The 24,280-nt window shown below is 63.2% G+C and carries 22 protein-coding genes; 13 read left to right on the plus strand and 9 right to left on the minus strand.

The window, feature by feature from the left end; genetic code table 11:
* Genes ABWV23_RS12730 through ABWV23_RS12740 form a run of 3 tightly spaced genes read left to right on the plus strand, consistent with a single transcriptional unit; the run spans position 1 to position 2,984 of the window.
* The gene (locus ABWV23_RS12730) at positions 1-993 is read left to right on the plus strand and encodes an ABC transporter ATP-binding protein (RefSeq protein WP_353348286.1); all 993 of its coding nucleotides are present in this window, start codon (positions 1-3) and stop codon (positions 991-993) included.
* Positions 990-2,027, plus strand: a complete 1,038-nt coding sequence (locus ABWV23_RS12735) for an ABC transporter ATP-binding protein (RefSeq protein ID WP_353348288.1) — start codon at positions 990-992, stop codon at positions 2,025-2,027. Before ABWV23_RS12730 ends, ABWV23_RS12735 begins: the two co-directional genes overlap by 4 nt.
* A 33-nt stretch (positions 2,028-2,060) precedes the next feature.
* The gene (locus tag ABWV23_RS12740) at positions 2,061-2,984 is read left to right on the plus strand and encodes a LysR family transcriptional regulator (RefSeq protein ID WP_353348290.1); all 924 of its coding nucleotides are present in this window, start codon (positions 2,061-2,063) and stop codon (positions 2,982-2,984) included.
* Between the two features lie 499 nt (positions 2,985-3,483).
* On the opposite strand, the gene ABWV23_RS12745 is transcribed toward ABWV23_RS12740, so the two are convergent.
* The 9 genes from ABWV23_RS12745 to ABWV23_RS12785 all read right to left on the minus strand — a co-directional run bounded on the left by ABWV23_RS12745 (position 3,484) and on the right by ABWV23_RS12785 (position 13,195).
* Positions 3,484-4,287 carry a hypothetical protein gene (locus ABWV23_RS12745; RefSeq protein ID WP_353348292.1) on the minus strand — a complete coding sequence of 268 codons (804 nt, stop codon included), beginning with the start codon at positions 4,285-4,287 and terminating at the stop codon, positions 3,484-3,486.
* Positions 4,271-5,998: a thiamine pyrophosphate-binding protein gene (locus ABWV23_RS12750; RefSeq protein ID WP_353348294.1), complete on the minus strand. Its 1,728-nt coding sequence runs from the start codon at positions 5,996-5,998 to the stop codon at positions 4,271-4,273. The genes ABWV23_RS12745 and ABWV23_RS12750 overlap by 17 nt, the downstream gene beginning before the upstream one ends.
* Positions 5,999-6,010: 12 nt before the next feature.
* Positions 6,011-7,312: a TRAP transporter large permease gene (locus ABWV23_RS12755; RefSeq protein WP_353348296.1), complete on the minus strand. Its 1,302-nt coding sequence runs from the start codon at positions 7,310-7,312 to the stop codon at positions 6,011-6,013.
* A complete protein-coding gene (locus tag ABWV23_RS12760; RefSeq protein ID WP_353348298.1) occupies positions 7,309-7,857 on the minus strand; it encodes a TRAP transporter small permease in 549 nt (182 codons plus the stop codon). The genes ABWV23_RS12755 and ABWV23_RS12760 overlap by 4 nt, the downstream gene beginning before the upstream one ends.
* A 68-nt stretch (positions 7,858-7,925) precedes the next feature.
* Positions 7,926-8,945: a DctP family TRAP transporter solute-binding subunit gene (locus ABWV23_RS12765; protein ID WP_353348300.1), complete on the minus strand. Its 1,020-nt coding sequence runs from the start codon at positions 8,943-8,945 to the stop codon at positions 7,926-7,928.
* Between the two features lie 60 nt (positions 8,946-9,005).
* The gene (locus tag ABWV23_RS12770) at positions 9,006-9,986 is read right to left on the minus strand and encodes an alpha-ketoacid dehydrogenase subunit beta (protein WP_353348302.1); all 981 of its coding nucleotides are present in this window, start codon (positions 9,984-9,986) and stop codon (positions 9,006-9,008) included.
* 5 nt (positions 9,987-9,991) lie between these two features.
* A complete protein-coding gene (locus ABWV23_RS12775) occupies positions 9,992-11,005 on the minus strand; it encodes a thiamine pyrophosphate-dependent dehydrogenase E1 component subunit alpha (RefSeq protein WP_353348304.1) in 1,014 nt (337 codons plus the stop codon).
* 22 nt (positions 11,006-11,027) lie between these two features.
* Positions 11,028-11,825: an IclR family transcriptional regulator gene (locus ABWV23_RS12780; protein ID WP_353348306.1), complete on the minus strand. Its 798-nt coding sequence runs from the start codon at positions 11,823-11,825 to the stop codon at positions 11,028-11,030.
* A 608-nt stretch (positions 11,826-12,433) separates the two neighbouring features.
* Positions 12,434-13,195, minus strand: coding sequence for a DeoR/GlpR family DNA-binding transcription regulator (locus ABWV23_RS12785; RefSeq protein ID WP_353348308.1), 762 nt, complete (start codon positions 13,193-13,195; stop codon positions 12,434-12,436).
* A gap of 257 nt (positions 13,196-13,452) precedes the next feature.
* Here ABWV23_RS12785 and glpD point away from each other — a divergent pair, with 257 nt between their 5' ends.
* The 10 genes from glpD to ABWV23_RS12835 all read left to right on the plus strand — a co-directional run bounded on the left by glpD (position 13,453) and on the right by ABWV23_RS12835 (position 24,258).
* Entirely contained in the window at positions 13,453-15,048 is a 1,596-nt protein-coding gene (glpD, locus tag ABWV23_RS12790) for a glycerol-3-phosphate dehydrogenase (protein WP_353348310.1), read from the plus strand.
* A 43-nt stretch (positions 15,049-15,091) separates the two neighbouring features.
* On the plus strand, positions 15,092-16,180 hold the full coding sequence (locus tag ABWV23_RS12795; protein ID WP_353348312.1) for an ABC transporter ATP-binding protein: 1,089 nt from the start codon (positions 15,092-15,094) through the stop codon (positions 16,178-16,180).
* 11 nt (positions 16,181-16,191) lie between these two features.
* Positions 16,192-17,277, plus strand: a complete 1,086-nt coding sequence (locus tag ABWV23_RS12800) for an ABC transporter ATP-binding protein (protein WP_353348314.1) — start codon at positions 16,192-16,194, stop codon at positions 17,275-17,277.
* Positions 17,277-18,149, plus strand: a complete 873-nt coding sequence (locus ABWV23_RS12805; protein WP_353348316.1) for a carbohydrate ABC transporter permease — start codon at positions 17,277-17,279, stop codon at positions 18,147-18,149. The genes ABWV23_RS12800 and ABWV23_RS12805 overlap by 1 nt, the downstream gene beginning before the upstream one ends.
* Before the next feature lies 1 nt (position 18,150).
* Positions 18,151-19,002, plus strand: coding sequence for a carbohydrate ABC transporter permease (locus tag ABWV23_RS12810; protein WP_353348318.1), 852 nt, complete (start codon positions 18,151-18,153; stop codon positions 19,000-19,002).
* An 18-nt stretch (positions 19,003-19,020) separates the two neighbouring features.
* Positions 19,021-19,293 carry a DUF2160 domain-containing protein gene (locus tag ABWV23_RS12815; protein WP_353348320.1) on the plus strand — a complete coding sequence of 91 codons (273 nt, stop codon included), beginning with the start codon at positions 19,021-19,023 and terminating at the stop codon, positions 19,291-19,293.
* A gap of 73 nt (positions 19,294-19,366) precedes the next feature.
* Complete coding sequence (locus ABWV23_RS12820) at positions 19,367-21,073, plus strand: ABC transporter substrate-binding protein (protein WP_353348322.1); 1,707 nt, start codon at positions 19,367-19,369, stop codon at positions 21,071-21,073.
* 109 nt (positions 21,074-21,182) lie between these two features.
* Positions 21,183-22,667: a glycerol kinase GlpK gene (glpK, locus tag ABWV23_RS12825; protein WP_353348324.1), complete on the plus strand. Its 1,485-nt coding sequence runs from the start codon at positions 21,183-21,185 to the stop codon at positions 22,665-22,667.
* A gap of 12 nt (positions 22,668-22,679) precedes the next feature.
* Entirely contained in the window at positions 22,680-23,873 is a 1,194-nt protein-coding gene (locus ABWV23_RS12830) for an iron-containing alcohol dehydrogenase (protein ID WP_353348326.1), read from the plus strand.
* 76 nt (positions 23,874-23,949) lie between these two features.
* Positions 23,950-24,258, plus strand: a complete 309-nt coding sequence (locus ABWV23_RS12835) for a transposase (RefSeq protein ID WP_353348328.1) — start codon at positions 23,950-23,952, stop codon at positions 24,256-24,258.
* The last annotated feature ends 22 nt before the right edge of the window (positions 24,259-24,280 follow it).

The following is a 24,280-nucleotide window of genomic DNA, read 5'->3' on the forward strand; positions in this document are numbered from 1 at the left end:
ATGTCGTTGCTTTCCGTCCGCGACCTGACGGTCAAATTCGCCATGCGGTCCGAGACCGTGACCGCGCTTGACCAGATCTCCTTCGATCTGGGCAAGGGCGAGCGGCTGGGGATCGTCGGTGAATCCGGCGCCGGCAAATCCATCACCGGCTTTTCGCTGATGAACCTGCTCAGCCGCCCCGGTTACATCGACAAGGGCAAGATCCTGTTCGGCGGCGAGGACATCGTTCAGCTGTCCGAAGCCCGGATGCGCAACATCCGCGGCAACCGCATGGCGATGATCTTTCAGGATCCCATGGTGACGTTGAACCCGGTGCTGACCATCGGCCAGCAGATGGTCGAAACCCTGATGGCGCATCGCAAGCTGAGCCGGGTGGAGGCCGAGCATATCTCGGTCCTGAAGCTGCGCGAGGTCTATATCCCTTCGCCGGAGGAGCGAATGGGCCAGTATCCGCACGAGTTGTCGGGCGGCATGCGCCAGCGGATCATCATCGCCATCGCGCTGTTGCTGGATCCCGAACTGATCATCGCGGATGAGCCGACGACCGCGCTCGACGTGACGATCCAGGCCGACATCATGGAACTGCTGCTGGAGCTTTGCCAATCGAACAAGGTCGGGCTGATCCTGATCACCCACGATCTGGGCGTCGTCAGCCAGATGACCGAACGCACGCTGGTGATGTACGCCGGTCGCATCATCGAGGCCGGCCCCACGCGCGAGATCATCAACGACCCGCAGCACCCCTATACACAGGGGCTGATCAACGCCCTGCCACAGCAGACCCTGCCCGGCCACCGGTTGAAGCAGATCCCCGGCAACATGCCCTCTCTGACGGCAATACCCCAGGGCTGCCCATTCAACCCGCGCTGCGAATACGCCACCGATGTCTGCCGACGGGTGTTGCCGGAAACGGTGCACTTCGGCCAGGTCGAGGTCGCCTGTCACGAGGTCAGCCGCCTGCACGGCAGCGCCAATGAGGAGCAGAGCGCATGAAGGACATGATCACCACGGACGGCCGGACCCTGCTCGAACTGAAACAGCTGGAAAAAAGCTTTGTCCTCGACAAGAGCTTTCTCGAAACGATCAAGCTGCGCGGTGGCCACATCATCCGAGAAAAGCGCGCAGTGCATGCGGTCAACGACCTGTCGCTTTCGGTGAGCCAGGGCGAGGCGCTCGGCATCGTGGGGGAATCGGGCTGTGGCAAGTCCACTGTGGCGCGGCTGGTCGCGGGGCTGCTGACCCCCTCAGGCGGCGAAATCCACTATGACGGGGAGCGGATCGACAACCGGTCGCGCAAGGCGATGCTGCCGCTGCGCAAGAAGATGCAGATGATCTTTCAGAACCCCTATGCATCACTGAATCCGCGGATGACGATCCAGCAGGCGCTGGAAGAGCCGGTGCGCCATCACAACCCCTCGATATCGCGGGCGGAGGTGCACGAGAAGGTGGCCGAGGTGATGCGCTCGGTCGGCGTCGATCCCAGTTGGTCGTCGCGCTATCCGCATGAGTTCTCCGGCGGGCAAAGGCAGCGGATCGCCATCGCGCGCGCGCTGACGGTGGACCCCGAGTTCATCATCGCGGACGAGCCGATCTCGGCACTCGACGTCTCGATCCAGGCGCAGGTTCTGAACCTGATGCTGGAGGCCAAGGAAGAGCGGGGGCTGACCTACCTCTTCATCACCCACGACCTGAGCGTGGTCGAGCATTTCGCCACCCGTGTGGCCGTGCTGTACCTGGGCACGCTGTGCGAACTGGCCGAAACCCGCACCCTGTTCGAAACCCCCAAGCACCCCTATACAAAGGCGTTGCTGTCTGCGGTGCCGCAGCTGGAGGATGACAAGCCCAGCCACATCCGGCTCAAGGGCGAGATCCCGACCCCGATCAATCTGCCGCAGGGATGCCCCTTTCATAGCCGTTGCGCATCTGCCAATGATCGGTGCAGAAATGAGCGGCCCCGGCCGCTGCAGCAGGTCGACGGCAGCACGGTGGCCTGTCATGGAGTCGAGGAAAACCGGCTGGACGGTTGAGTTCCCCACCCTCCCAGGACGGATCAGGACGCATTGGACATCATTTGGCTCAGAGATTTCGAAGCGCTCACGGTGCACAAGAACTTTTCCCGTGCCGCCGAGGATCGCAACGTCAGCCAACCGGCCTTTTCCCGGCGCATCCGCGCGCTTGAGGACGAGGTCGGAGTCAAGCTGATCGACCGCCAGACCTTTCCGCTGTCGCTGACCCCGGCGGGAGAGGTGTTCTTGTCGCAGGCCCGGGCCATCCTGCGCACCTATTCCGAGACGCTGGAGCGGTGCCAGACAATCGCGGCTGCGGGCGAGAATGTCGTGCGCTTTGCCTCATCCCAGTCGCTCTACATGACGCATTACAAGACGCTCATCGCCCCTCTGGCGGAACAGGGCGGGTTGGATATCGACCTGAACTCGACCAGTTGGGGCGCCGATCAGTTCGTCACCGCGCTGCAGCAAAGCTATTGCGACTTGATCCTGACCTATTGGCACCCGGCCATGGATTTCCTGTCGCCCTTAGAGGTCAGCCGCTGCGAATACCTGACCCTGTCCACCGATGAGTTCATCCCGGTTTCCAAGCCCGGCCCGGACGGCCGCCCGCTCTTCAGTCTCGATTCCACGCAGAAACGGCAGGTTCCACTGCTGTCGTACGGAACCGCCTCGGCGCTGCGCGCGGTGCTGGACCATGTATTGCGCCAGCAGATCAACCCGCCGGGCATTCTGGTGGTCAACCAGAACGCGCTGGCCAATTCGGTCAAGGCGATGATCCTCGAAGGCTTCGGGCTGGGGTGGCTGCCCCGCGCGATCTGCGACGAGGAGCTGGACGAAGGGCGGCTGCAGATCGTTGGTGGTCAAAGCCATGTGAGCGGGCTGGAAATCCGGATCTACCGCGATCCGGGCAATCGAAAACCCACGCTGGACAGCCTCTGGGCGCATCTGAAGACGGTGGTGGACCCACAAGGCTGAACGGCCCTGCGCCCCCCCCCTGTCGCCGGTCGAACCGGGCGCAAACCAGCGGCGCGGGCGTCGGGAAGTTCCCCCTGTTTCAGTTGATCGCGGCTCCTTCAACCCGGTCTTCAAGCCTCGACCGTCGCACGCCTGCGCCAATTCGGGAGGGTTTTGGGGGTCATCCGCGAAACGATTCACTGGGTCGTTTTCGGATTCTCCTCACGGCCCACCTCCCTGCCCAGCTGCGCGAGCGAAGCTTGCCCCTTGTCGGAGCCATGCAGTTTCGCGTGGCGACGGGGGAAGGGCCGGTGACGGTTTGGATACAGCGCGGAATGACCACGTCTTTCAACAGGCGGACCCTGCCTCTCTTTACCGTCTCGAACAGTTGACGGCTGCCAGATTCGACCTCACGATCCTCCGCTGATCCTGCCCGCAATTGCGATCCCGTAGCGCGGAAAACGCGGGCAGAAATTTCCCAAGACTCCCTCAGCGAAGACGGGCCAAACCCACGATCGCTTCAGGATCTCCCCGCACGCATGGCTGCCTCGACCAGGTCGCGGGCGGGCAGGCCCGGATGCGCGCCCAGGGCCTCAGCCGCCGGGTTGCAGGCCGAGATCACCCCATCCTCCAGCGTAGATCTCGCGTCGCCGATCCGCGCCGACATCGCCGCGACCGTCGCTGCCGCCACGCCACGGGCCTGAAGCGCCGGCAGGCGCGAGGTGGCTGCGCCGCCCGCGTCGTTGAACAGCGCCAGAGCCGCATCTGCTTTCAGCGCATTGGCCGGGTCGCCACCGAAGATTGCCCCGTGTGACCCGGTAACGACCACCTGCCCCGCGTCCTGCGGCCCGACCAGGCTGGCGGAATCGACCAGGACCAGGCGCCGCCCGCCAAGGACCGGAGTTTCCTCTTGCCGTGCTTCGCGGATGTCCGGGCAGGTACCAGCAGGTTGTGTCGCCCCCTCCAGCAACCGCACGGCTTCGGCGCAGGACATCCCCAGCCGCAGCCCCAAATCCTCGGCCAGGGAGTTGGCGTGGGAAATCACCCCCTGCCCCACCATCGCGCCGGCGTTGCCGATGGGGGCGCTTTGGTGATCCACCGCCGCGGCCGCCATACCCAACCGCGCCAACCAGCCAAGGCCGCCGATCCCGGCGTGATCCAGCCCGACACCCGCGTCGTTGAACACCGCCGCCCGCGCACCAGAGCGAAAGGCGAGACAGGCGGCAAAGACCCCCCCGTGCGACCCGGTGACGACGACGCGGCCCGCCGCACCTGCGAGTTTCGTGACACTGTCGGACAGCAGCGGCTCAGGCAATCCGGTCACCCTTCTTCACCTGCACCGCGCGGCTGTCGGCGGCTGGCAGCATCTTGCCCGGATCGCGGGTGACCACCACATCCAGCACCGTGGGCCGCCCCTGTTCCGCCAACCCGCGCCGGATCGCACCGGCCAGCGCGTCGGGTGTCTCGACCCGGATACCAAGGCAGCCGGTCGCCTTGGCGACATCGGCGTAATTGGTCTCGGCCAGATCGCTGGATTGGTAATTGCCCTCGCCATACATCAGGTGTTGCAGTGCTTTGACATAGCCCGAGGCAGCGTTGTTCACGACGATGATCACCGGCGCCACACCCATCCGCCGGGCGGTCTCGATCTCGCCCAGCACCATGTTGAAACCACCATCGCCGGTGATCGCCACCACGGCGCGCTCCGGGGCGGCCAGACAGGCGCCGATTGCGCCGGGCAGCCCATAGCCGATCGAGGCAAACCCGCGATCCGGAACAAAGCCGCGCCCGGCCCGGCGGCTGTCATAAAGCAGCCCGCCCCAGTGCGCGGCGAACCCGCCGTCAGCGATCAGGATGGCGTCCTCGGGCAGATGGGTGTTCAACTCCCCCATCATCCGGCCCATGGAGACCGGAACGTCTTCGCTGGTCAGCCGCTCCTTCGCCATCTCGCGCCAGTCGTTCATCTTGGCGACGACACCCTCGCACCAGGTCTTGCGCGCCTCGGGGATCGGCTTTCCATCCAGCGCCGTCATCAGATCGCGAATGCCCTCGCGCGCATCACCCCAAAGCGGAAGCTCGGGTTGATAAGTGCGGCCAATCTCCTCGGCGACGCAATCCAGATGGATCACCCGCTTGCCGGGCGCTGGCACGGTGTAGCGTTTGGTGGCGATCTCCCCCAGTTTGCAGCCGATGACCAGCAGACAGTCGCTGTCCTCGATCAGCCCGTTGGCGATCCGGTCATAACGCCCGAACAACCCCGCCGACAGCGGGCTGGTGCAGGCGATCGCCCCCTTGCCGCTCATCGTATGGGCGACAGGGATCTGCGCCGCCTCGGCCAGCGCCTGAAGATCCGGCGCGGCCTGCGAGATGTGGATACCGCCCCCGGCAAGGATCAGCGGACGCTCCGCCGCCGCCAACAGCGCCGCCGCCTCGGCCAGCCCCTCGGCCTCGGGTCGACACCGCAGAGCCGGCGCCGCCTGATAGCGGGGATCGCAGGCGAAATCTTCGTCCGCGAAGCCATGAGTGCCATGCGCGATATCCTCCGGCACGATCAGCACCACGGGGCCGGGCCGACCGCTGGTCGCCACGATGAAAGCCCGGCGCAACAGCTCGGGAATGCGCTGGATCGACTCGACGCGGATCACCTCTTTCGCGGCGGGGCGCAGGATCTCGGCTTGGTGGGTCTCCTGCGTCATGTTCTTCCAGGAATGATCGCGGTGAGTATCCCCCACGATCGCCACGATGGGAGAGCCCGCATTCAGCGCCTCCACCAGCCCGGTGACAAGGTTCGTGGCCCCCGGTCCAAGCGTGGCATCGACCAGCCCGACCCGGCCGGTGACCTTGGCATAGGCATCCGCCGCGAAGACCCCGCAGCGTTCGTCGTTGATCAGGTGATGGGTCAGCCCCAGCCGCCGCGCGGCATCGTAGTAGGGCAACAGTTGAAACCCGCCCATGCCGAAGACCGGCCCGGCCTCATGCGCCAGCAGGCCCCGCACCAGTGCTTCGCCACCGGTCATCTCATTGGTTTGTGTCATCGTCTCTTCCAGTCAGGTAATGCGATAGCCCAGCAGCCTCGGCAGCCAGAGCGCGATTTCGGGAAAGATCAGGATCAGCGCCAGCGCCACCACCATCGCCAGCAGCAGCCAGCCGACCCAGCGAAAGGTGGATTCCAGCGGCACGCCGGCGATCTTGGCGGTCACCATCAGGTTGACCGCGACCGGCGGGGTGAACTGGCCCATGGCGATGTTGATGGCCATGACGACACCGAACCAGACATAGGACCAGCCAAAGGTCTGCACGATCGGGATCAGCAGCGGCAGCGTGATCAGATAGATCGAGACCCCGTCCAGAACCATGCCAGCAAACAGCATGACGATCATGATCAGGACAAGGATGACCCATTGATTGTCGCTGACCGACAACAACAGGTCCGCCGTGGCGCTGAAGGCACCCATGGTCGACCCGGCCCAGGCGAACAGCCCGGCCAGCGACAGGATCAGCATCAGAACGCCGGATATCCGGGCGCTTTCGGCCAGCACGTTATAAACGTCGCGCCACCCCATCGTGCGATAGAGCACCACGCCGACGAAGAACCCGTAGACCACCGCCACCACCGCCGTTTCGGTCGGCGTGAACAGGCCCGAGCGCAGCCCGCCCAGGATGATCACCGGCGCCATCAGCCCCGGCAAGGCCCGGCGCAGGCTGGCCCAGAACGGCGGGCGCTCGGGCGCCTCATTCGCGCCAAAGCCGTGCTTGCGGCTGAGCAGGATGGTCGGCACCGCCACCGCTGTCCCCAGCAACAGCCCCGGGAACAACCCGGCGGCGAACAGCGCCCGCAGATCAAGGCCGGGAATGATCACCGAATAAACGATCATCGCGATCGACGGCGGGATCAGGATCGCGGTCGAGGCCGAGGCGGCGATCACGCTGGAGGTGAACGACCTTGGATAGCCCGCCTTGACCATCGAGGGCAGCATCACGGTGGCCACCGCCGCCGCATCCGCCGGGCCGGAACCCGACATGCCGCCCATGATCATGCAGACGAGGATCGCCACCAGCGCCAGCCCCCCCCGGCGCGGCCCGACCATGGCCTGGGCAAACTCCACCAGCCGCGCGGCCACGCCCGAGCGTTCAAAGACCGCCCCGGTCAGGATGAACAGCGGGATCGCGATCAGCGGGTACTTGGCCACCGCCGCATAGGTATTCGGCCCGATCATCCCCATCGCGGTCAGGTCAAGCCCGAGATAAACCCCCACCGCGCCACCCAGGCCAAGGGCCACGGCGATCGGGGTGCCGATCAGCATCAGGCCGACGAAGACCAGCAAGAGCATCAGGTTGGCAAGGATCATGATCGCGCGCCCCCGTCTCGGCGACGGCGCAACAGCACCGCCCAGCCCCGGCCAAGTACGCGCAGCAGGATCGCGACGCAAAGGATCGGCATCCAGATCGTGTAGATCCAGCTCGGGTTGCCCAGCCCCGGCGTGGTCTCTTCCCAATACCATTCGGAATAGGTCACCCGCGCGCCGTAGAACAGCACCAGAGAGAACATCAGCGTGGTCGCGGCCAACGTGACCAGCTCGCAGACCCACCGCAGCCCGCGCGGCATCCGCTCGAGGAAAAAGGTGATGCGGATATGCTCGTTGCCCGCGAAGGCGGCCGAAGCCCCCACGAAGGTCATGAACACCAGCAGAAAGACCGAGTATTCCTCGGTAAAGGCAAAGGACACGTCGGTGGCGTAGCGGGCGATCACATTGCCGAAGGATATCAGGCAGATCAGCGCCATCGCTGCGGCGCCGAGCGCCTCTTCGATTCGAACCGGGACGATCACATGTCCGGTGTCCGGCCCGTTGGAACCGGGGCCGGTTTCGGGCTCGTCGGGCGGCATCTCACCCATTCCGCGCTCCTGTCTTGGCAGTGGAAAGGCCCGGCCCCGCAGACTTGACGCGGGGCCGGAATGTCAGCTTAGCGGTTGGCGATCGAGGCTTCGGCCTGATCCACCAGATCCGCACCGATCTTCTGCTTCCACTGGTCATAGACGCCACGGGTCGCATCGACGAACTGCTGGCGTTCTTCCGGGGACAGGGTCACCACGTCGACGCCATAGCCCTTGATCTCGTCGATCAGGCTCTGGTCGTCACCGGTCATGCCCTTGCGCGCGACCTCGATCCCATAGGCCCCGGCATCCACCGCCGCCTGTTGCAGGATCTGCTGATCCTCCTCAGTAAAGCTGTCAAAGACCGCCGGGTTCACCGCGAAGATCAGCGGATCGGCGACATAGCCCCAGAGCGTCACGTGGGTTTGGCCCAGCTCGTGCATTTTCAGCACCGAGTAGATGGTCAGCGGATTTTCCTGGCCATCGACCGCACCGGTGGTCAGCGCCGGCTGCGCGTCGGCCCAACTCATCTGGGTGGGGTTGGCGCCAAGCGCGGTGAACATGTCGTTGTAGATCGGCGAGCCCACGACGCGCAGTTTCAGCCCCTCCATGTCGGCGGGGGTGCGGATCGACCGTTTGGAGTTGGTGACCTCGCGAAAGCCGTTCTCGGCCCAGGCCAGCGGCACCGCGCCCTTCTTGCGGACCGCGTCGAAGATCGCCTCGCCCACCGGACCTTGCGTCAGCGAATCCAGCGCCGCGTAATCCGGCATCAGGAACGGCAGCGAGAACAGGTTGAGCTCGTTGATTTGCGGCGACCAGTTGATGGTCGAACCGACCGCCATGTCGATCACCCCCTGCCGCAGCGCGGTGAATTCGCGGGTCTGATCGCCCTGCACCAGCTGCACGCCGGGATAGATCTTCAGGTTGATGCGCCCTTCTGTACGTTCTTTGGTCAGTTCCGCCCATTTCTCGGCGGCCAGCCCCCATGGGAACGGGGCGGGAACCACGGTCGAAACGCGGTACTCGTCCTTGTACTCCGCCATCGCCGGGGTCAGCCCCAGCGTCGTCAGCGCCACGGCTGCGGCGATCATTGTTTTTAAGGTTTTCATCTTATCTCCTCCCTTGGTGATGAATATTGAAATGGCGGTGCCCTCCTCGACACCGCCGGTTCACGCCACGGCGACGGGCTCCATCATCCCCCGAACCGCAGCGGCAATGCTGTCGTCGCTGACCCGCGCCTGATCCTCCATCGGCGGGGCATAGGCGATGGGGATGCGCGGCGCCCCCAACCGGCGCACCGGCGCCTTCAGCCGGTGGTGCAAAGCCTCGGCCACGCTGGCGGCGATCTCTGCCCCGAAGCCCGAGACCGCGACCGCCTCATGCACGACCAGAAGACGCCCGGTCTTTTCGACCGATGCAAAGACGGTGTCGCGATCCCACGGCCAGAGCGTGCGCAGGTCGATCACCTCGACGCCGATCCCGCTGGCAACCATCTGTTCGGCCACGCGCAGACAGCCCTGGCGCATTCCCGACCATGTCACGATGGTCAGCTCGTCCCCCTCGTGGGCGACGTCGGCCTTGCCCAGCGGCACCAGGTGCTCCTGTTCGGGCACCTCGCCCTCCAGTGGCCAGAGGTTCTTGTGCTCCAGGTAAACCACCGGATCGTCGCTGCGGATCGCCGCTTTCAACAGACCGAGGTTGTCGGCCGGGGTCGCCGGGGCCACCACCACCAGTCCGGGGATATGGGTGTACCAGCTTTCCAGCGATTGCGAATGCTGCGCCGCCGAGGAGCGCCACATCCCCACGGGTTCGCGTACCACCAACGGCACCCGCATCTGACCACCAAACATGAATCGGGCCTTGGCGGCCTGGTTGACCAGCTCGTCCACCGCGCAGAGGGCAAAGTCTGAAAACCGCATCTCGACGATCGGTCGCGTGCCGGTCATCGCGGCCCCGACGGCGGCCCCCATAATGCAGGCCTCGGAGATCGGCGTGTCGGCGATGCGGTCGGCGCCGAACATCTCCTGCAGACCCTTGTACTGGCCGAAGACACCGCCGCGGCCCAGGTCTTCTCCGAGTGCCCAGACGGAGGCATCGCGCTGCATCTCCTCGATCACGGCGCGGCGGCCGGCCTCAAGATAGGTCGTCATTGCCATCAGAATGCCCTCTCCCTCGGGTCGCCGATATCCTGAACGTCGGTAAAGGCGCCGGCGGCGGCGGGCCAGCCGGTGTCCCGCGCCTCTTGCGCGATCCGGGCCATCGTTCCTGTCTCCTCCGCATGCAGGGCACTGAGCCGCGCGTCGCTTTCCCCGGCCATCCGCAGCGCCACCTCAAGCCGGGCGATGGGACAATTGCCTCGCCATTCATCGACCTCTTGCGCGGGGCGGTAGGTCGCCGGATCAACGGCGGTGTGCCCGGTCATCCGGTAGGTGTGGCAGGTCAGGAACCGCGGCCCCTTGCCCGCCCGGATTGCGTCGATCGCCGCACAGGCGGCGGCATCCACCGCGACCACATCGTTGCCGTCGACCTCCTGCGCCTCCAGCCCCAGGCTTTCGGCCCGCGCCGCCGCCCCCGCTCCACCGGTCATCTCCCGCGTGCGGGTGGTAGCCGAGAACCCGTTGTCCTCGCAGACGAACAGCACCGGCAGGTCAAAGACCCGCGCCCAGTTCAACCCTTCGAGAAAAGGGCCGCGATTGATCGCGCCATCACCAAAGATGCAGACGGTGATCTGGCGCGAACCTTGCAGCTTTTGCGCATGGGCGGCACCGGTGGCGATCGGGATATTGGCCCCGACCACCCCGTTGGCGCCCAACATGCCGACGCCGAAATCGGCGATATGCATCGAGCCGCCCTTGCCGCCGCAGGTCCCGCCCGCACGCCCGAACAGCTCTCGCATCATCGCCAACGGATCGGCCCCCTTGGCCAGCGTATGACCGTGGCCGCGATGGGTCGAGAGCAGCAGGTCGGCGGGTTCGAGGTTGGCGCAAACGCCTGCCGCGACCGCCTCCTGTCCGATCGAGGGGTGGATTGCCCCCAGCACCAGACCGTCCTTCTGCGCCGCGATCGCCTCCTCCTCAAAGGCGCGGATGCGGTGCATCAGGGCCAGTCGACCCAGGAACCTTTCCCGATCCAGATTATGATGTCGCCCCTCGGCGGTTTCGTCCTGCACCTCGATCTCCTCCTCCTTGAAGTCACGCGCAATCGCACGCCGTCATGTCCCGTCTCGCGTCCAGCACCCGCGCCAGATCCGCCGCCTCGGCCTTGAGTTGCGCCACCAGCTCTTCCTGCCGGGGGGACACCATGCGCTCGCGGATCGCGGCGATCGACAGCGCCGCGACAACGCGACCGTCCCGGTCGAGAACCGGTACGCCCACGGCATTCATCGCGCTGACGATCCGCCCGTCGTTGAAGGAAAAGCCCGCCTTTCGCGCCGCGTCGATCATCCCGCGCAGCGCAGCGTCATCAAAGGCGCCGAACGCTTGCCGCTCCTCACGGCTTGCCTCCAGCACCCGCCCGACCTCCGCGTCGGGCTCGAACGCCAGCAGCGCCAGCGACCCCGCCCCCACGCCCAACGGCCGCCGATCCCCGACCGACAGCGTCAGCGTCCGGATCGGAAACGCGCCGGTCTGACGATCGACGCAGAGCGCCTGGTTGCCGTCGCGCAGGGACAGAAACACCGTGTCCCCGGTCAGGGCGGCCAGCCGGGCAATCCCCGGGCGCGCGAGGTCTATGATGTGAAACCGTCGCGCGGCATTGCCCAGTTTGAACAGGCTGTATCCCAGCCGGAAATGCCGCCCCCCTGCGTCCAGTTCGACATAACCGACATCGATCAGCGCCTTGAGCAGACGAGCTGCGGTGGTTTTACCCAAGCCCACCGCTTCGGCCACATCGGACAGGCGCATGCCGCCGGACGGCCCCTCGGACAGTGACGTCAGCACCATCGAAGCGCGCCCGATCGTTTGCACGGATGCCACGGATTTGTCCGGCACTCATTCCTCCTCCAGCCGGTTCCTCCCAACCGGTTCCGTGGAGTGAAACAGATTCGACCGCTGAATGAAACATTTTCTGCACCGAGGTCGGTTTTTTCCGGTCCGGGAAACCGGCCGGGAGGAAGAATGGAACCCGTCGCACCAACCGACATTGATCCAATGCCGGCAAGCCCAGCCCTTCTTTTCAACCGTCACCCTGCCGGGATTCGTACCCGGGATGATTGCCAGGGTTGGACCTCGTCATGCCGGCGATGTCCCGTAAACACGAAAGGGACGATAAGAGGTCTGACCGGACTGCCAACATGTTCGCGAGCGTACTTTCGCATTGGCCCCCGGTGTCGCAACCGCTGCCAGGCGAGCGCGGTAATACAGACCGATTGCGCCGGGCACAGGGACCGAACAACAGGATCGAAGGATCGCACGGGCAAACCGGAAAACGCGATGAAAGCGCCAGACTTCCAGAGCTTGGCACCCAATGGCACCATCTGGAAGCCTTGGCGCCGGTCTGCGATGCACCCAGCCTGCAGCTCAGGCGGATTGATGAACTCGGCCCGTCGAAAGCACTCAATCCACCATGAGCAATAGCAGGCTATCGGGCATGATTGGCATCATCCGGCATAGACCACCTCGGTGCCCCAACCTGCACAGGCCTCGGCGAGATCGGGTTTGATCTCGCGATCCGTGAAAACCGCATCCACATCCGAAAGCGAGGCGATCCGCGCCGGCGCGCTTCTGGCGAATTTCGTGTGATCGGACACCAGAAATGTCTTGCGCGATTGCCGCAAGATGGTCTGGCTGACGTTGACCTCCTGAATGTCGAAATCCAGAAAATCGCCGTCCTGGTCGAGGGCGGAACAGCCGATGACGGCAAGGTCGAATTTGAACTTCTGGATGGTTTGCGCCGCCAAGGTACCGACAAGCCCGCCGTCCGAACGGCGCAGGTGACCCCCGGTCACGATGACTTCGCACTTCGGGTTGGTGGCCAGGATATTGGCCACATTCATGTTGTTGGTCACCACCATGAGGCCTTCGTGTTGAAGCAGCTCCTGGGCCACCGCCTCGGTGCTCGTGCCGATGTTCAGGAACAGGGAAATCCCGTCCGGGATCCGCGCGGCACAGGCGCGCGCGATCGCGGTCTTGGCCTCGGCATTGAGGCGCCTCCGGTCCTCATATCCGATGTTCGTGGTGCCAGATGGCATGACCGCCCCGCCATGCACGCGTTCGAGACGCCCCTCATCCGCAAGCTCGGAAAGATCGCGGCGGATGGTCTGAAGGGTCACGCCGAAATGATCGGCTAGCCCCTCCACGGTGACTTTTCCCGTCTTGCGGGCGATCTCGACGATCTCGGGATGGCGAAAATTGTTGGACATGCAGGTTCGCTTTGGTTCGTTTTCTCTCTGTACCCCCTTAAAGAGCCTGATACCCCCCTGCGAATCCAGTTGATTCTTTTCGGGATGCCAAGATTTCCCGGAAACAGGCCTTTCAGATGCAGAACGGATGCCGCACGGGAATATTGCAACTACCTGAAGTTAAACGGATAAAATCAAAACGAACAAAACCGAATGAAATTACTTGCGATTTTTCATCCTTCCTGTGTAGATTTTTGCGAAGTCTAGGAGGGCCGAGCGTGAGCGGACAGCAGGTTTCCAATCCGGTCGATCTCTTTGTGATCGGCGGCGGCATCAATGGCTGCGGGATTGCACGAGACGCTGCGGGACGCGGATATTCCGTGACGCTCGCCGAGATGAACGATCTGGCCTCGGCCACGTCTTCATCATCGACCAAACTGTTCCACGGCGGGCTGCGCTATCTGGAGTATTTCGAACTGCGGCTGGTGCGGGAGGCACTGATCGAGCGTGAGGTGCTCTTGCGCGCGATGCCGCACATCAGCTGGCCGATGCGGTTCGTCCTGCCCTATCACAAGGACATGCGGTTCGAGGCAGAAACGCCCACCTCCAAACTGCTCTCCGTTGTGATGCCATGGATGAAAGGGCGGCGTCCCGCGTGGCTGATCCGCATGGGGTTGTTCATGTATGATCACCTGGGCGGGCGCAAAATCCTTCCCGGCACCGAGACCCGCGATTTGCGCGGCACACCCGAGGGCGCCCCGCTGCAGGAGCGGTACGCAAAGGCCTATGAATATTCCGACTGCTGGGTCGAGGATTCGCGACTTGTCGTGCTCAATGCCCGCGATGCCGAGGCGCGGGGCGCTGCGATCTTGACCCGCACGAAAGTGACCCATGCCGCCCGTAAAGATGGCCTGTGGCACATTGACGTGAAGGATATGAAGAGCGGCGCCACCCAAACCCACTATGCGAAAATGCTGGTGAATGCGGCGGGGCCATGGGTCGGAAAGGTCATCCACGAGACGATTGATCTGCCGTCGAAAGAAGACGTGCGGCTGGTTCGCGGCAGCCATATCGTGACACGCAAACTCTACGATCACGACAAGTGTTATTTCTTTCAGGGCACCGACGGGCGCATCATTTTCGCCATTCCCTACGAGACTGATTTCACCTTGATCGGCACCACGGACGCCGAGCATCAAGATCCGTCGCAACCGCCCGTCTGCACCCCGCAGGAGCGGGATTATCTCATTGCCTTTGCGAACGAGTATTTCAAAGAGCCGATTGGCGCCGAGGATGTCGTCTGGAGCTATTCGGGTGTGCGCCCGCTCTATGACGATGGCGCGTCTTCGGCAACCGCGGCGACGCGGGATTATACGCTCAAGGTCGATGCGAGTGCCGGCGCACCGGTGCTCAATATCTTTGGCGGAAAGATCACGACCTACCGACGCCTTGCCGAGAGTGCACTTGAGAAGATCTCGGAACATCTGCCGCGCGCGACGGGCCCGTGGACGGCGGGTGTGCCGCTCGCGGGGGGCGATTTCCCGGTTGGCGGGGTCGACGCCCTGGTGGGGCAGCTTCGCGCGCGCTTCCCGTTCTTGACCGCCGCATGGGCTAAACGGCTCGTGCGGGCCTATGGCACCGAGGCGGAAACGTTGCTTGGAGAGGCCGGAACCGCCGAAGACCTCGGTCAGGACTTCGGCGCGACACTGTGTGAGGCAGAGGTGATCTGGCTGATGGACCATGAATATGCGCGCACCGCGGAGGACGTGATCTGGCGGCGCACGAAACTCGGGCTTCGGCTTGATGCGGCGCAGATCGCGGTGCTGGAGGATTGGATGAAAACCCGACGCGAACGGGTGGCCGCAGCGGAGTAATCGTTTCGGCCAGACAGAAATCAAGCGCGGGGAGGAGGGCCTTATGACGCTGGAATTGAAGGGCGTGTCAAAGATCGAGGACGGGCAGACACATATCGCCCCCACCGATCTGACGCTCGAAAACGGAACGATGAACGTCCTGCTGGGGCCGACATTGTCGGGCAAGACCTCATTGATGCGTCTCATGGCGGGCCTGGATCAGCCCGCTTCTGGCCAGATCTTTTGGGATGGTCAGGATGTGACCGGCATGCGGGTGCAAGACCGACGCGTGGCCATGGTCTATCAGCAGTTCATCAACTACCCGTCGATGAGCGTGTACGACAATATCGCCTCTCCGCTGCGGCTCATGGGGGTCTCCCGGTCCGAGGTCGACCGCCGCGTGCGTGAAAGCGCCGAGATGATGAAGCTCGGCCCTTTGCTGGACCGCAAACCGCTTGAGCTTTCGGGCGGACAACAGCAGCGCTGCGCCCTGGCGCGAGCCCTGGTCAAGAATGCCGGGCTTGTTCTGCTCGATGAGCCCTTGGCCAATCTCGACTACAAGCTGCGCGAGGAACTGCGCGTCGAAATCCCCAAGATCTTTGAAGCGTCCGGCGCGATTTTCGTCTATGCGACCACCGAACCGGAAGAGGCGCTTTTGCTGGGCGGCAACACCGCGACGCTTTGGGAAGGGCGCGTGACGCAATTCGGCCCGACACCCGAGGTCTACCGCCAACCGGTCGATGCGACCACGGCACGGGTGTTTTCCGACCCGCCGATGAATTTCCTGCAGATCGCCAAGACGGGCGATCAGTTGATGTTCGGAGAGGGCCAGAACACGACGGCCAGCGGAAAGCTCGCCGAACTCCCCGACGGGCGTTACATGGCGGGGTTCCGTCCGAACCATCTGGAAATTCTCCGGCATTCGGACACGGCCATGAGGTTCACCACCGATCTGCATGTGACCGAACTGACCGGCTCGGAGACCTTTGTGCACCTGGACCACCACGGCGCGCGCTGGGTCGGGCTTATCCAGGGGGTGCATGATCTCGCGATCGGGGAGGCGCTCGAGGTCTGGCTCGATCCGCGTCACGTCTATGTGTTCGATGAAGACGGGCGTCTCGTTGCGCCTGCTGCCTATGCGATGGCAGCGTAAGGGAGGCGGAAATGGCACGTATCACACTCGATAATCTCGCACATTCCTATATGGCAAACCCGGCCTCGGACGCGGATTTCGCGCTCAAGGAATTGAATTACGACTGGGAAGACGGTGAAGCCTATGCGCTCTTGGGCGCATCGGGCTGTGGCAAGTCCACGCTTCTCAACATCATCTCGGGGCTCTTGATGCCGTCGCAGGGGCGCATCCTGTTTGACGGCAAGGATGTGACCCACGCCCCGACCGCAGAACGCAACATCGCGCAGGTGTTTCAGTTCCCCGTGGTGTACGACACGATGACGGTGCACGACAACCTGGCCTTCCCGCTGCGCAACCGTGGCCATGATGAGACCTATGTGGCCGAGCGCGTTCAGGAAATCGCGCGGATGATCGGCATGGAAGACATGCTGCGCAAAAAGGCGCGCGGGCTTGGAGCGGATGCGAAACAGAAGATCTCGTTGGGCCGTGGCATGGTGCGCAAGGATGTGAATGCGCTGTTGTTCGACGAGCCGCTGACCGTGATCGACCCGCATATGAAGTGGGAATTGCGCACGCAACTCAAGAAGCTGCACCACGACTTCGGCCACACGATGATCTATGTCACCCACGACCAGACCGAGGCGCTGACCTTCGCGGACAAGGTGGTTGTGATGTATGACGGGCGGGTGGTTCAGATCGGCACCCCCGAAGAGCTGTTCGAACGGCCTGAACATACCTTTGTCGGCTATTTCATCGGCTCGCCGGGGATGAATGTGATCCCGGCGCAGGTCAAGGGGACGACAGCCTATGTCAACGGTGCCGAGGTCGCGCTTGGGGCCGGATATGGTCCGCTCGACGGCAAGGTCGAGATCGGAGTGCGCCCCGAATTCGTGCGTCTGACCGATGGCGAGGGACTGCCCGTAAAAGTGCGCCGCGTCGAGGACGCGGGGCGTCACAAGATCATCCGCGCCGACTGTTTCGGTCAGGACATCAACATCATCTCGGGCGAGGACGATCCGGTGCGCGCGGACATGACCCGCGTCACCTTCGAGGCCGCGAAAGTGAATGTCTATGCAAATGACTGGCGCGTGGCGCCAGTGGATGGCGAGGCCGCGTGATGCAACAGAAAACCACCAATCAGAAAGCATGGTTCCTCGTTCTGCCCGTGCTGATCCTCGTGGCCTTTTCCGCCGTGATCCCGCTCATGACCGTGGTCAACTATTCGGTGCAGGACACCTTCGGCAACAACCAGTTCTTCTGGGCCGGACTTGAATGGTTCGAGGAAATGCTGAGCGACGAGCGCATGTGGAATGCTCTGCAACGCCAGCTCATGTTCTCCGGCATCATTCTGGTCATTGAAATCCCGCTCGGCATTTTCGTGGCGCTCAACATGCCGAAATCCGGCCTATGGTCATCCTTCTGCCTTGTCGTCATGTCCTTGCCGCTGCTCATTCCATGGAATGTGGTGGGCACGATCTGGCAGATTTTCGGCCGCGTGGACATTGGCCTCCTGGGCCATGCGCTTGAGGCCATCGGGATCAACTACAACTACACCCAGAACACGGTGTCCGCATGGATCACCATCATCGTCATGGATGTCTGGCACTGGACCTCGCTGGTCGCGCTTCTGGCCTTTGCCGGTCTGAAATCCATCCCCGACGCCTATTACCAGGCGGCACGGATTGACCAGGCGAGCCGGTGGAAAGTCTTTCGTTTCATCGAGCTTCCGAAAATGATGGGCGTGTTGATGATCGCGATCCTGCTGCGGTTCATGGACAGTTTCATGATCTACACCGAGCCCTTTGTCGTGACAGGGGGCGGGCCGGGCAATGCCACGACGCTTCTGTCCATCGACCTTGTGAAAATGGCGCTGGGGCAGTTTGACCTCGGACCCGCCGCCGCCTTCTCCCTGATGTATTTCCTCGTGATCCTTTTGATCTCATGGGTGTTCTACACCGTGATGGTCAATCTCGACAAAAAGGACCTCTGAGATGACAGACGCAACCGTACCTGTCACCGCCGGCAAGCGCCGGAGCCTTCCGAGGGTCAACGGCCGCGCCGTGGTGATGACGCTCTATCTCGTGTTCCTGATGCTGCCGATCTACTGGCTGATCAACATGAGCCTGAAAACCAATGCCGAGACCCTGGGCAGTTTCTCGCTCTGGCCGCGCGATCTGACCTTCGCCAATTATCTCACCATTCTCACCGATGAGGCGTGGTACATGGGCTATGTCAATTCGATGATCTACGTGGTGATGAACACGGTCATCTCTCTGGCCGTGGCGCTGCCTGCCGCCTATGCCTTCTCGCGCTACAACTTTCTTGGCGACAAGCACCTGTTCTTTTGGCTGCTGACCAACCGCATGGCCCCGCCCGCCGTGTTCGCCCTACCGTTCTTTCAGCTCTATTCCTCGATCGGGCTGTTCGACACGCATATCGCGGTGGCGCTGGCGCATTGTCTGTTCAACGTGCCGCTGGCGGTCTGGATTCTCGAAGGGTTCATGCGCGGCGTGCCCAAGGAAATCGACGAAACCGCCTATATTGACGGCTATGGCTTTGGCCGGTTCTTCGTGAAAATCTTCATGCCGCTCATCGCTTCGGGGATCGGCGTCGCCGCCTTCTTCTGCTTCATGTTCAGCTGGGTCGAACTGCTCTTGTCCCGCACGCTCACCTCGGTGGATGCCAAACCCATCGCCGCCACCATGACGCGCACCGTTGGCGCGGCAGGGGTCGATTGGGGCGTCCTGGCCGCCGCAGGGGTACTGACCATCGTGCCGGGCGCGCTCGTCATCTGGTTTGTCCGCAACTACATCGCCAAGGGCTTTGCCCTCGGGCGGGTTTGATCGAGGGAGGATCAAGCAATGGAATGGATGGCATGGACGTGGCCGACCGCTGCATTTTTCGCAACGATTGCGACGCTGTTGGTAATCTTCACCGTGTTGGCGATCAAGTTTCCCGAAACGCCGCGCGTCGGGGTTTTGCGGATCGAGACCACGAGGGGGGACCGCCTGTTCATCACCCTCCTGGGGTCCGCTTTCATCAATCTTGCGTGGCTGGGCCTTGTCGGCACGGCACAGCCCGCCGCGCTGATCGTGTGCCTCATCTATGCCGCGGCGGTGTTCCGCTGGGCATGAGGGGCGCCGACCGGTGCGGGGAGCGCCGGTACTTGAGGAGTCGTATGGATTAGGTTCAATCAGGGAGGAAACCATGAACCCAACGATCAAAACATCAACTGCCATGGCGCTTGCGCTTGGCATCCTGTGCGGCCCGGCCTGGGCCGATATGGAGGCGGCGAAAACCTTTCTCGACGCTGAGATCGGCGATATGTCCGCGCTGTCGCGGGCAGATCAAGAGGCCGAGATGCAGTGGTTCATCGACGCCGCCGAGCCGTTCAAGGGCATGGCAATCAAGGTCGTGTCAGAGACCATCACCACCCATGAATACGAAAGCCAGGTGCTTGCCCCGGCATTCGAGGCCATCACCGGCATCAAGGTCACCCATGACCTGATCGGCGAAGGCGATGTGGTCGAGAAACTTCAGACCCAGATGCAGTCGGGCGAGAATATCTATGACGCCTATGTAAACGACAGCGACCTGATCGGCACCCATTGGCGCTATCAGCAGGTGCGCAATCTCACCGACTTCATGGCGAATGAAGGCGCGGATGTGACCAACCCCGGTCTTGATCTCGGCGATTTCATCGGCACGCAGTTTACCACCGCACCCGACGGGAAACTCTACCAGCTTCCCGATCAGCAATTCGCGAACCTCTACTGGTTCCGCAATGACTGGTTCAGCGATCCGGCCATCATGGCCGAGTTCAAGGAAAAATACGGCTACGATCTGGGCGTTCCGGTCAACTGGTCGGCCTATGAGGACATCGCGGAGTTCTTCACCGGCCGCGAAATTGACGGGGTCGAGGTCTTTGGCTCGATGGACTACGGCAAGAAAGATCCCTCGCTTGGCTGGCGCTATACGGACGCGTGGATGTCCATGGCCGGCATGGGCGACAAGGGCGAGCCCAACGGCCTGCCCGTCGATGAATGGGGCATTCGCGTGAATGAAAACTCCCAACCGGTCGGCGCCTGCATGGCCCGTGGCGGTGCGGCCAACAGCCCGGCGGCAGTCTATGCGGTCGAAAAGGCCATCGACTGGCTCAACAAGTACTCGCCGCCCTCTGCGATGGGGATGACCTTCTCCGAGGCCGGGCCGGTTCCGGGCCAGGGCAACATCGCGCAGCAGATGTTCATGTACACCACCTTTGTCGCGCCCCTGGTCGACAGCCCGGCGGTGATGAACGAGGACGGCACGCCGAAATGGCGCCTCGCCCCCTCGCCGCATGGTGTCTATTGGGAAGACGGCATGAAGGTCGGCTATCAGGACGTGGGGTCCTGGACGCTGATGAAATCCACGCCGGAAGATCGCGCCAAGGCGGCATGGCTCTATGCGCAGTTCGTGACCTCCAAAACGGTGGATGTGAAGAAATCGCACGTGGGCCTGACCTTCATCCGCGAAAGCACGATCCAGCATGAAAGCTTCACGGAACGCGCGCCCAAACTCGGCGGGCTGGTCGAATTCTACCGGTCCCCGGATCGTGTGCGCTGGTCCCCGACAGGCACCAACGTGCCGGATTATCCGAAACTTGCCCAGCTTTGGTGGCAGAATATCGGTGACGCCATGTCCGGTGCCAAATCGGCACAAGAGGCACTCGACAGCCTCTGCTCGGACATGGAGCGCGTGATGGAACGTCTCGAACGTGCGGGCATTCAGGGCGACCTTGGCCCGGTCATGAACGACGAGAAAGACGCAGCGGAGTGGCTCGCCATGGCCGGTGCGCCGAAACCGGCGATCGCGAACGAGCGCGAAGAACCGAAAACCGTTGCCTATGACGACCTGGTGGCGTCCTGGCAGTAAACAAACCTTGGGTGGAGCTTCGGCTCCGCCCATGTCTCTTTTGCGCCATGGGCCTTCGGGGCCATTGTCCAAAAGAGATGTACACGGAACGATCCTTGGGAGGATGTGAGTGCCCTATATTCTGGCCATTGATCAGGGAACGACCTCGTCGCGGGCGATCCTGTTTGACGACAGCCTGTCCGTGGCCGCCACGGCCCAGGTGGAATTTACCCAGCATTTCCCCAAGAGCGGTTGGGTCGAACATGCGGCCTCCGATCTTTGGTCCACCACGGCGGCCACCTGCCGTTCGGTGATCGAAAAGGCGGGAATCGAGGCGCGGGATATCGTGGCCTTGGGCATCACCAACCAACGGGAAACCACCCTGGTCTGGGATCGAAAGACCGGGAAACCCATTCACAACGCCATCGTCTGGCAAGACCGCCGCACCTCGCAAGCCTGCAAGGCGCTCAAGGCGGGCGGGTTAGAAGAGGTGGTGACGGAAAGAACGGGGCTTTTGCTCGACCCGTATTTTTCCGGCACCAAGCTCGCCTGGATTCTCGACAATGTGGACGGTGCGCGCGCCCGTGCCAAGGCCGGAGAGCTGGCCTTTGGCACGGTGGACAGCTGGCTGGTGTGGAACCTGACGGGCGGCAAACGCCATGTCACCGATGCCACCAATGCGGCGCGCACGATGCTCTATGACATCCGCAAGGGCCGCTGGTCGCAAACCATTTGCGATCACCTGAACATTCCGATGTCCATGCTGCCCGAAGTGCACGATTGCGCCTCTGACTTCGGAGAAACCCGCGCCGATCTCTTTGGTCGTCCGATCCCGATCCTCGGTATCGCGGGCGATCAACAGGCGGCCACGGTGGGCCAGGCGTGTTTTCAACCGGGCATGGTCAAATCGACCTATGGCACGGGCTGCTTTGCCCTGCTGAACACCGGAGACACGCCGGTGCGATCACAGAACCGGCTTCTGACCACCATCGCCTATCAGTTGGATGGAAAACCGACCTATGCGCTTGAAGGCTCGATTTTCATCGCGGGCGCAGTGGTGCAATGGCTGCGCGACGGGTTGAAGATCATCCGCGATGCGAAAGAGACGCAGCCCTTGGCCGAACGCGCCGATCCGACACAAGAGGTTGTCCTGGTCCCCGCCTTCACCGGGTTGGGTGCGCCCTATTGGAATGCCGAATGCCGTGGCGCCGTGTTCGGGCTGACCCGCAATTCCGGCCCCGAGGAATTTGCCCGCGCCGCGCTAGAAAGCGTGGGGTACCAAACCCGCGATCTTCTTGAGGCGATGCATGCGGATTGGCAGGGCGCCTCAACCACCGCGCTGCGGGTCGATGGCGGGATGAGTGCCTCGGACTACACGATGCAATTCCTGTCTGACATCATCGCAGCCCCGGTGGATCGCCCCAAGGTCGTCGAGACCACCGCCATGGGCGCGGCGTGGCTTGCCGGGCACAAGGCGGGGCTTTACCCGGACCAGGATGAATTTGCCGCGGCATGGGCCTTGGACCACCAGTTCCATCCGCACATGGCGGACGACATGCGCAAGGAAAAATACGACGGCTGGAAACGGGCCGTCGATGCCACGATGAGGTTCTGAAAGGGGCCTGACATGCAGGGGTTTTCCCTCCTCACGCCCGCGCGCACGCTGTTTGGTCGGGGCACCTTGTCCCGCGCCGCAGACGAGATCGCCCGCGTGGGTCAGCGCATCCTTTTGGTGCGCAGCGGGTCGGTCGCCTGGGCCGATGTTCTGGCGGCTGATCTGGGCGCGCGGGACGTGCAGGTCGTGCTCTTGCAAAGCGGTGGAGAGCCGGCAATCGACGACGTCCGGCACGGTGTGGCCAAGGCGCGCGAAATCGCTGCCGATTGCATCGTCTCGGTGGGCGGCGGCGCGACGATTGACCTGGGCAAGGCCATTTCCGGTCTCTGTATGTCAGGGGGCGACCCGACAGACTATCTCGGGGTCGGCAAATCCCCTCCGCCTCGCCTGCAGGATCCCGTGGCATTCGTCGCCATTCCATCCACGTCCGGAACGGGGGCAGAGGCGACACGCAACGCGGTGATCACCCTGCCGGAGCGACAGCTCAAAATCAGCCTGCGCGACCCGCGTCTGGTCCCTGATCTGGCGCTGATCGACCCCGCCCTGACCGATGATCTGCCCAAAGGCCTGACGCTGAGCACGGGGCTGGATGCCCTGACTCAGTTGATCGAGAGCTATCTGTGCAACCGATCGAACCTGCTCACCGATGCCCTCTGCCGTGACACGATCCCCATGGCAATCACCGCCCTGCGACGCCTGATGGACGATCCAGACAGCGCGGCACGGGACGTCATGGCACAGGCCAGCTATATCAGCGGCATCGCGCTTGCCAATTCCGGCCTCGGGATCGTCCACGGACTGGCCGCCGTGATCGGCAGCCGCGGCGGGGCCCATGGCGCGATCTGCGGGCGGCTTTTGCCCGCAGCCCTGATCGTCAACCGAGAGGCGATGATAGAACGCGGCCACGCCACGGGCCGGATCGACCAAGTCGATGCATGGCTCAGTGCGGCTCTTGGCACCGGTCCCGGTGACCAGCAGGCCGGACACGGCGCGCGGTCCCTGCGTGACTTCATGGATCGCCATTCTCTGGCTTCTCTCGGCCATCTGCACTGTGGGCCGGAGGTTTGGACCGATGTCGCGCAAAATGCCCGAACCGCCTCTTCGACCAAGGCCAATCCGGTTGACCTGAGCGAGAGAGAGATCGCAAGAATTCTGGAGCTTTCTGAGTTACTCCCCGATCGTTGGACAAGGTCTGGCGTAATTTAAGCTACTCGTTGCACCTGCTGATCGGGTTGGTTGTGACCTAATGGGATGAACTACCCTCCCACCTTGCATCGTGGCGATGGAGGCGTGCGGAGGGGCCCAGGTAAACGAACGCGTTGCCGGTCTCGATACCGAGATCCGCACCAACGCGCGCCATGACGCGGACATGCGGCGGTTGATGGAGATCCCCGGCGTTGGCCCCACCATCGCCACCGCACTCGTCGCCGCGATCGGCGACGGGAGCAGTTTTCACCGGGCGCGGACCGTCCTGCATCTTGTCCGTGACAGGTCGACGCCGTTGGCACGGTGGGTCGATGCACTGAAGGCAAGAGCACACGCCAACGTTGCTGGCGTTGCTATGGCGAACAAACTGGCGCGCAAGCTCTAACGACGACCGAAGACACGTCGGG

Source organism: Aquicoccus sp. SU-CL01552 (assembly GCF_040365005.1).
Classification (GTDB): Bacteria; Pseudomonadota; Alphaproteobacteria; order Rhodobacterales; family Rhodobacteraceae; genus Antarcticimicrobium.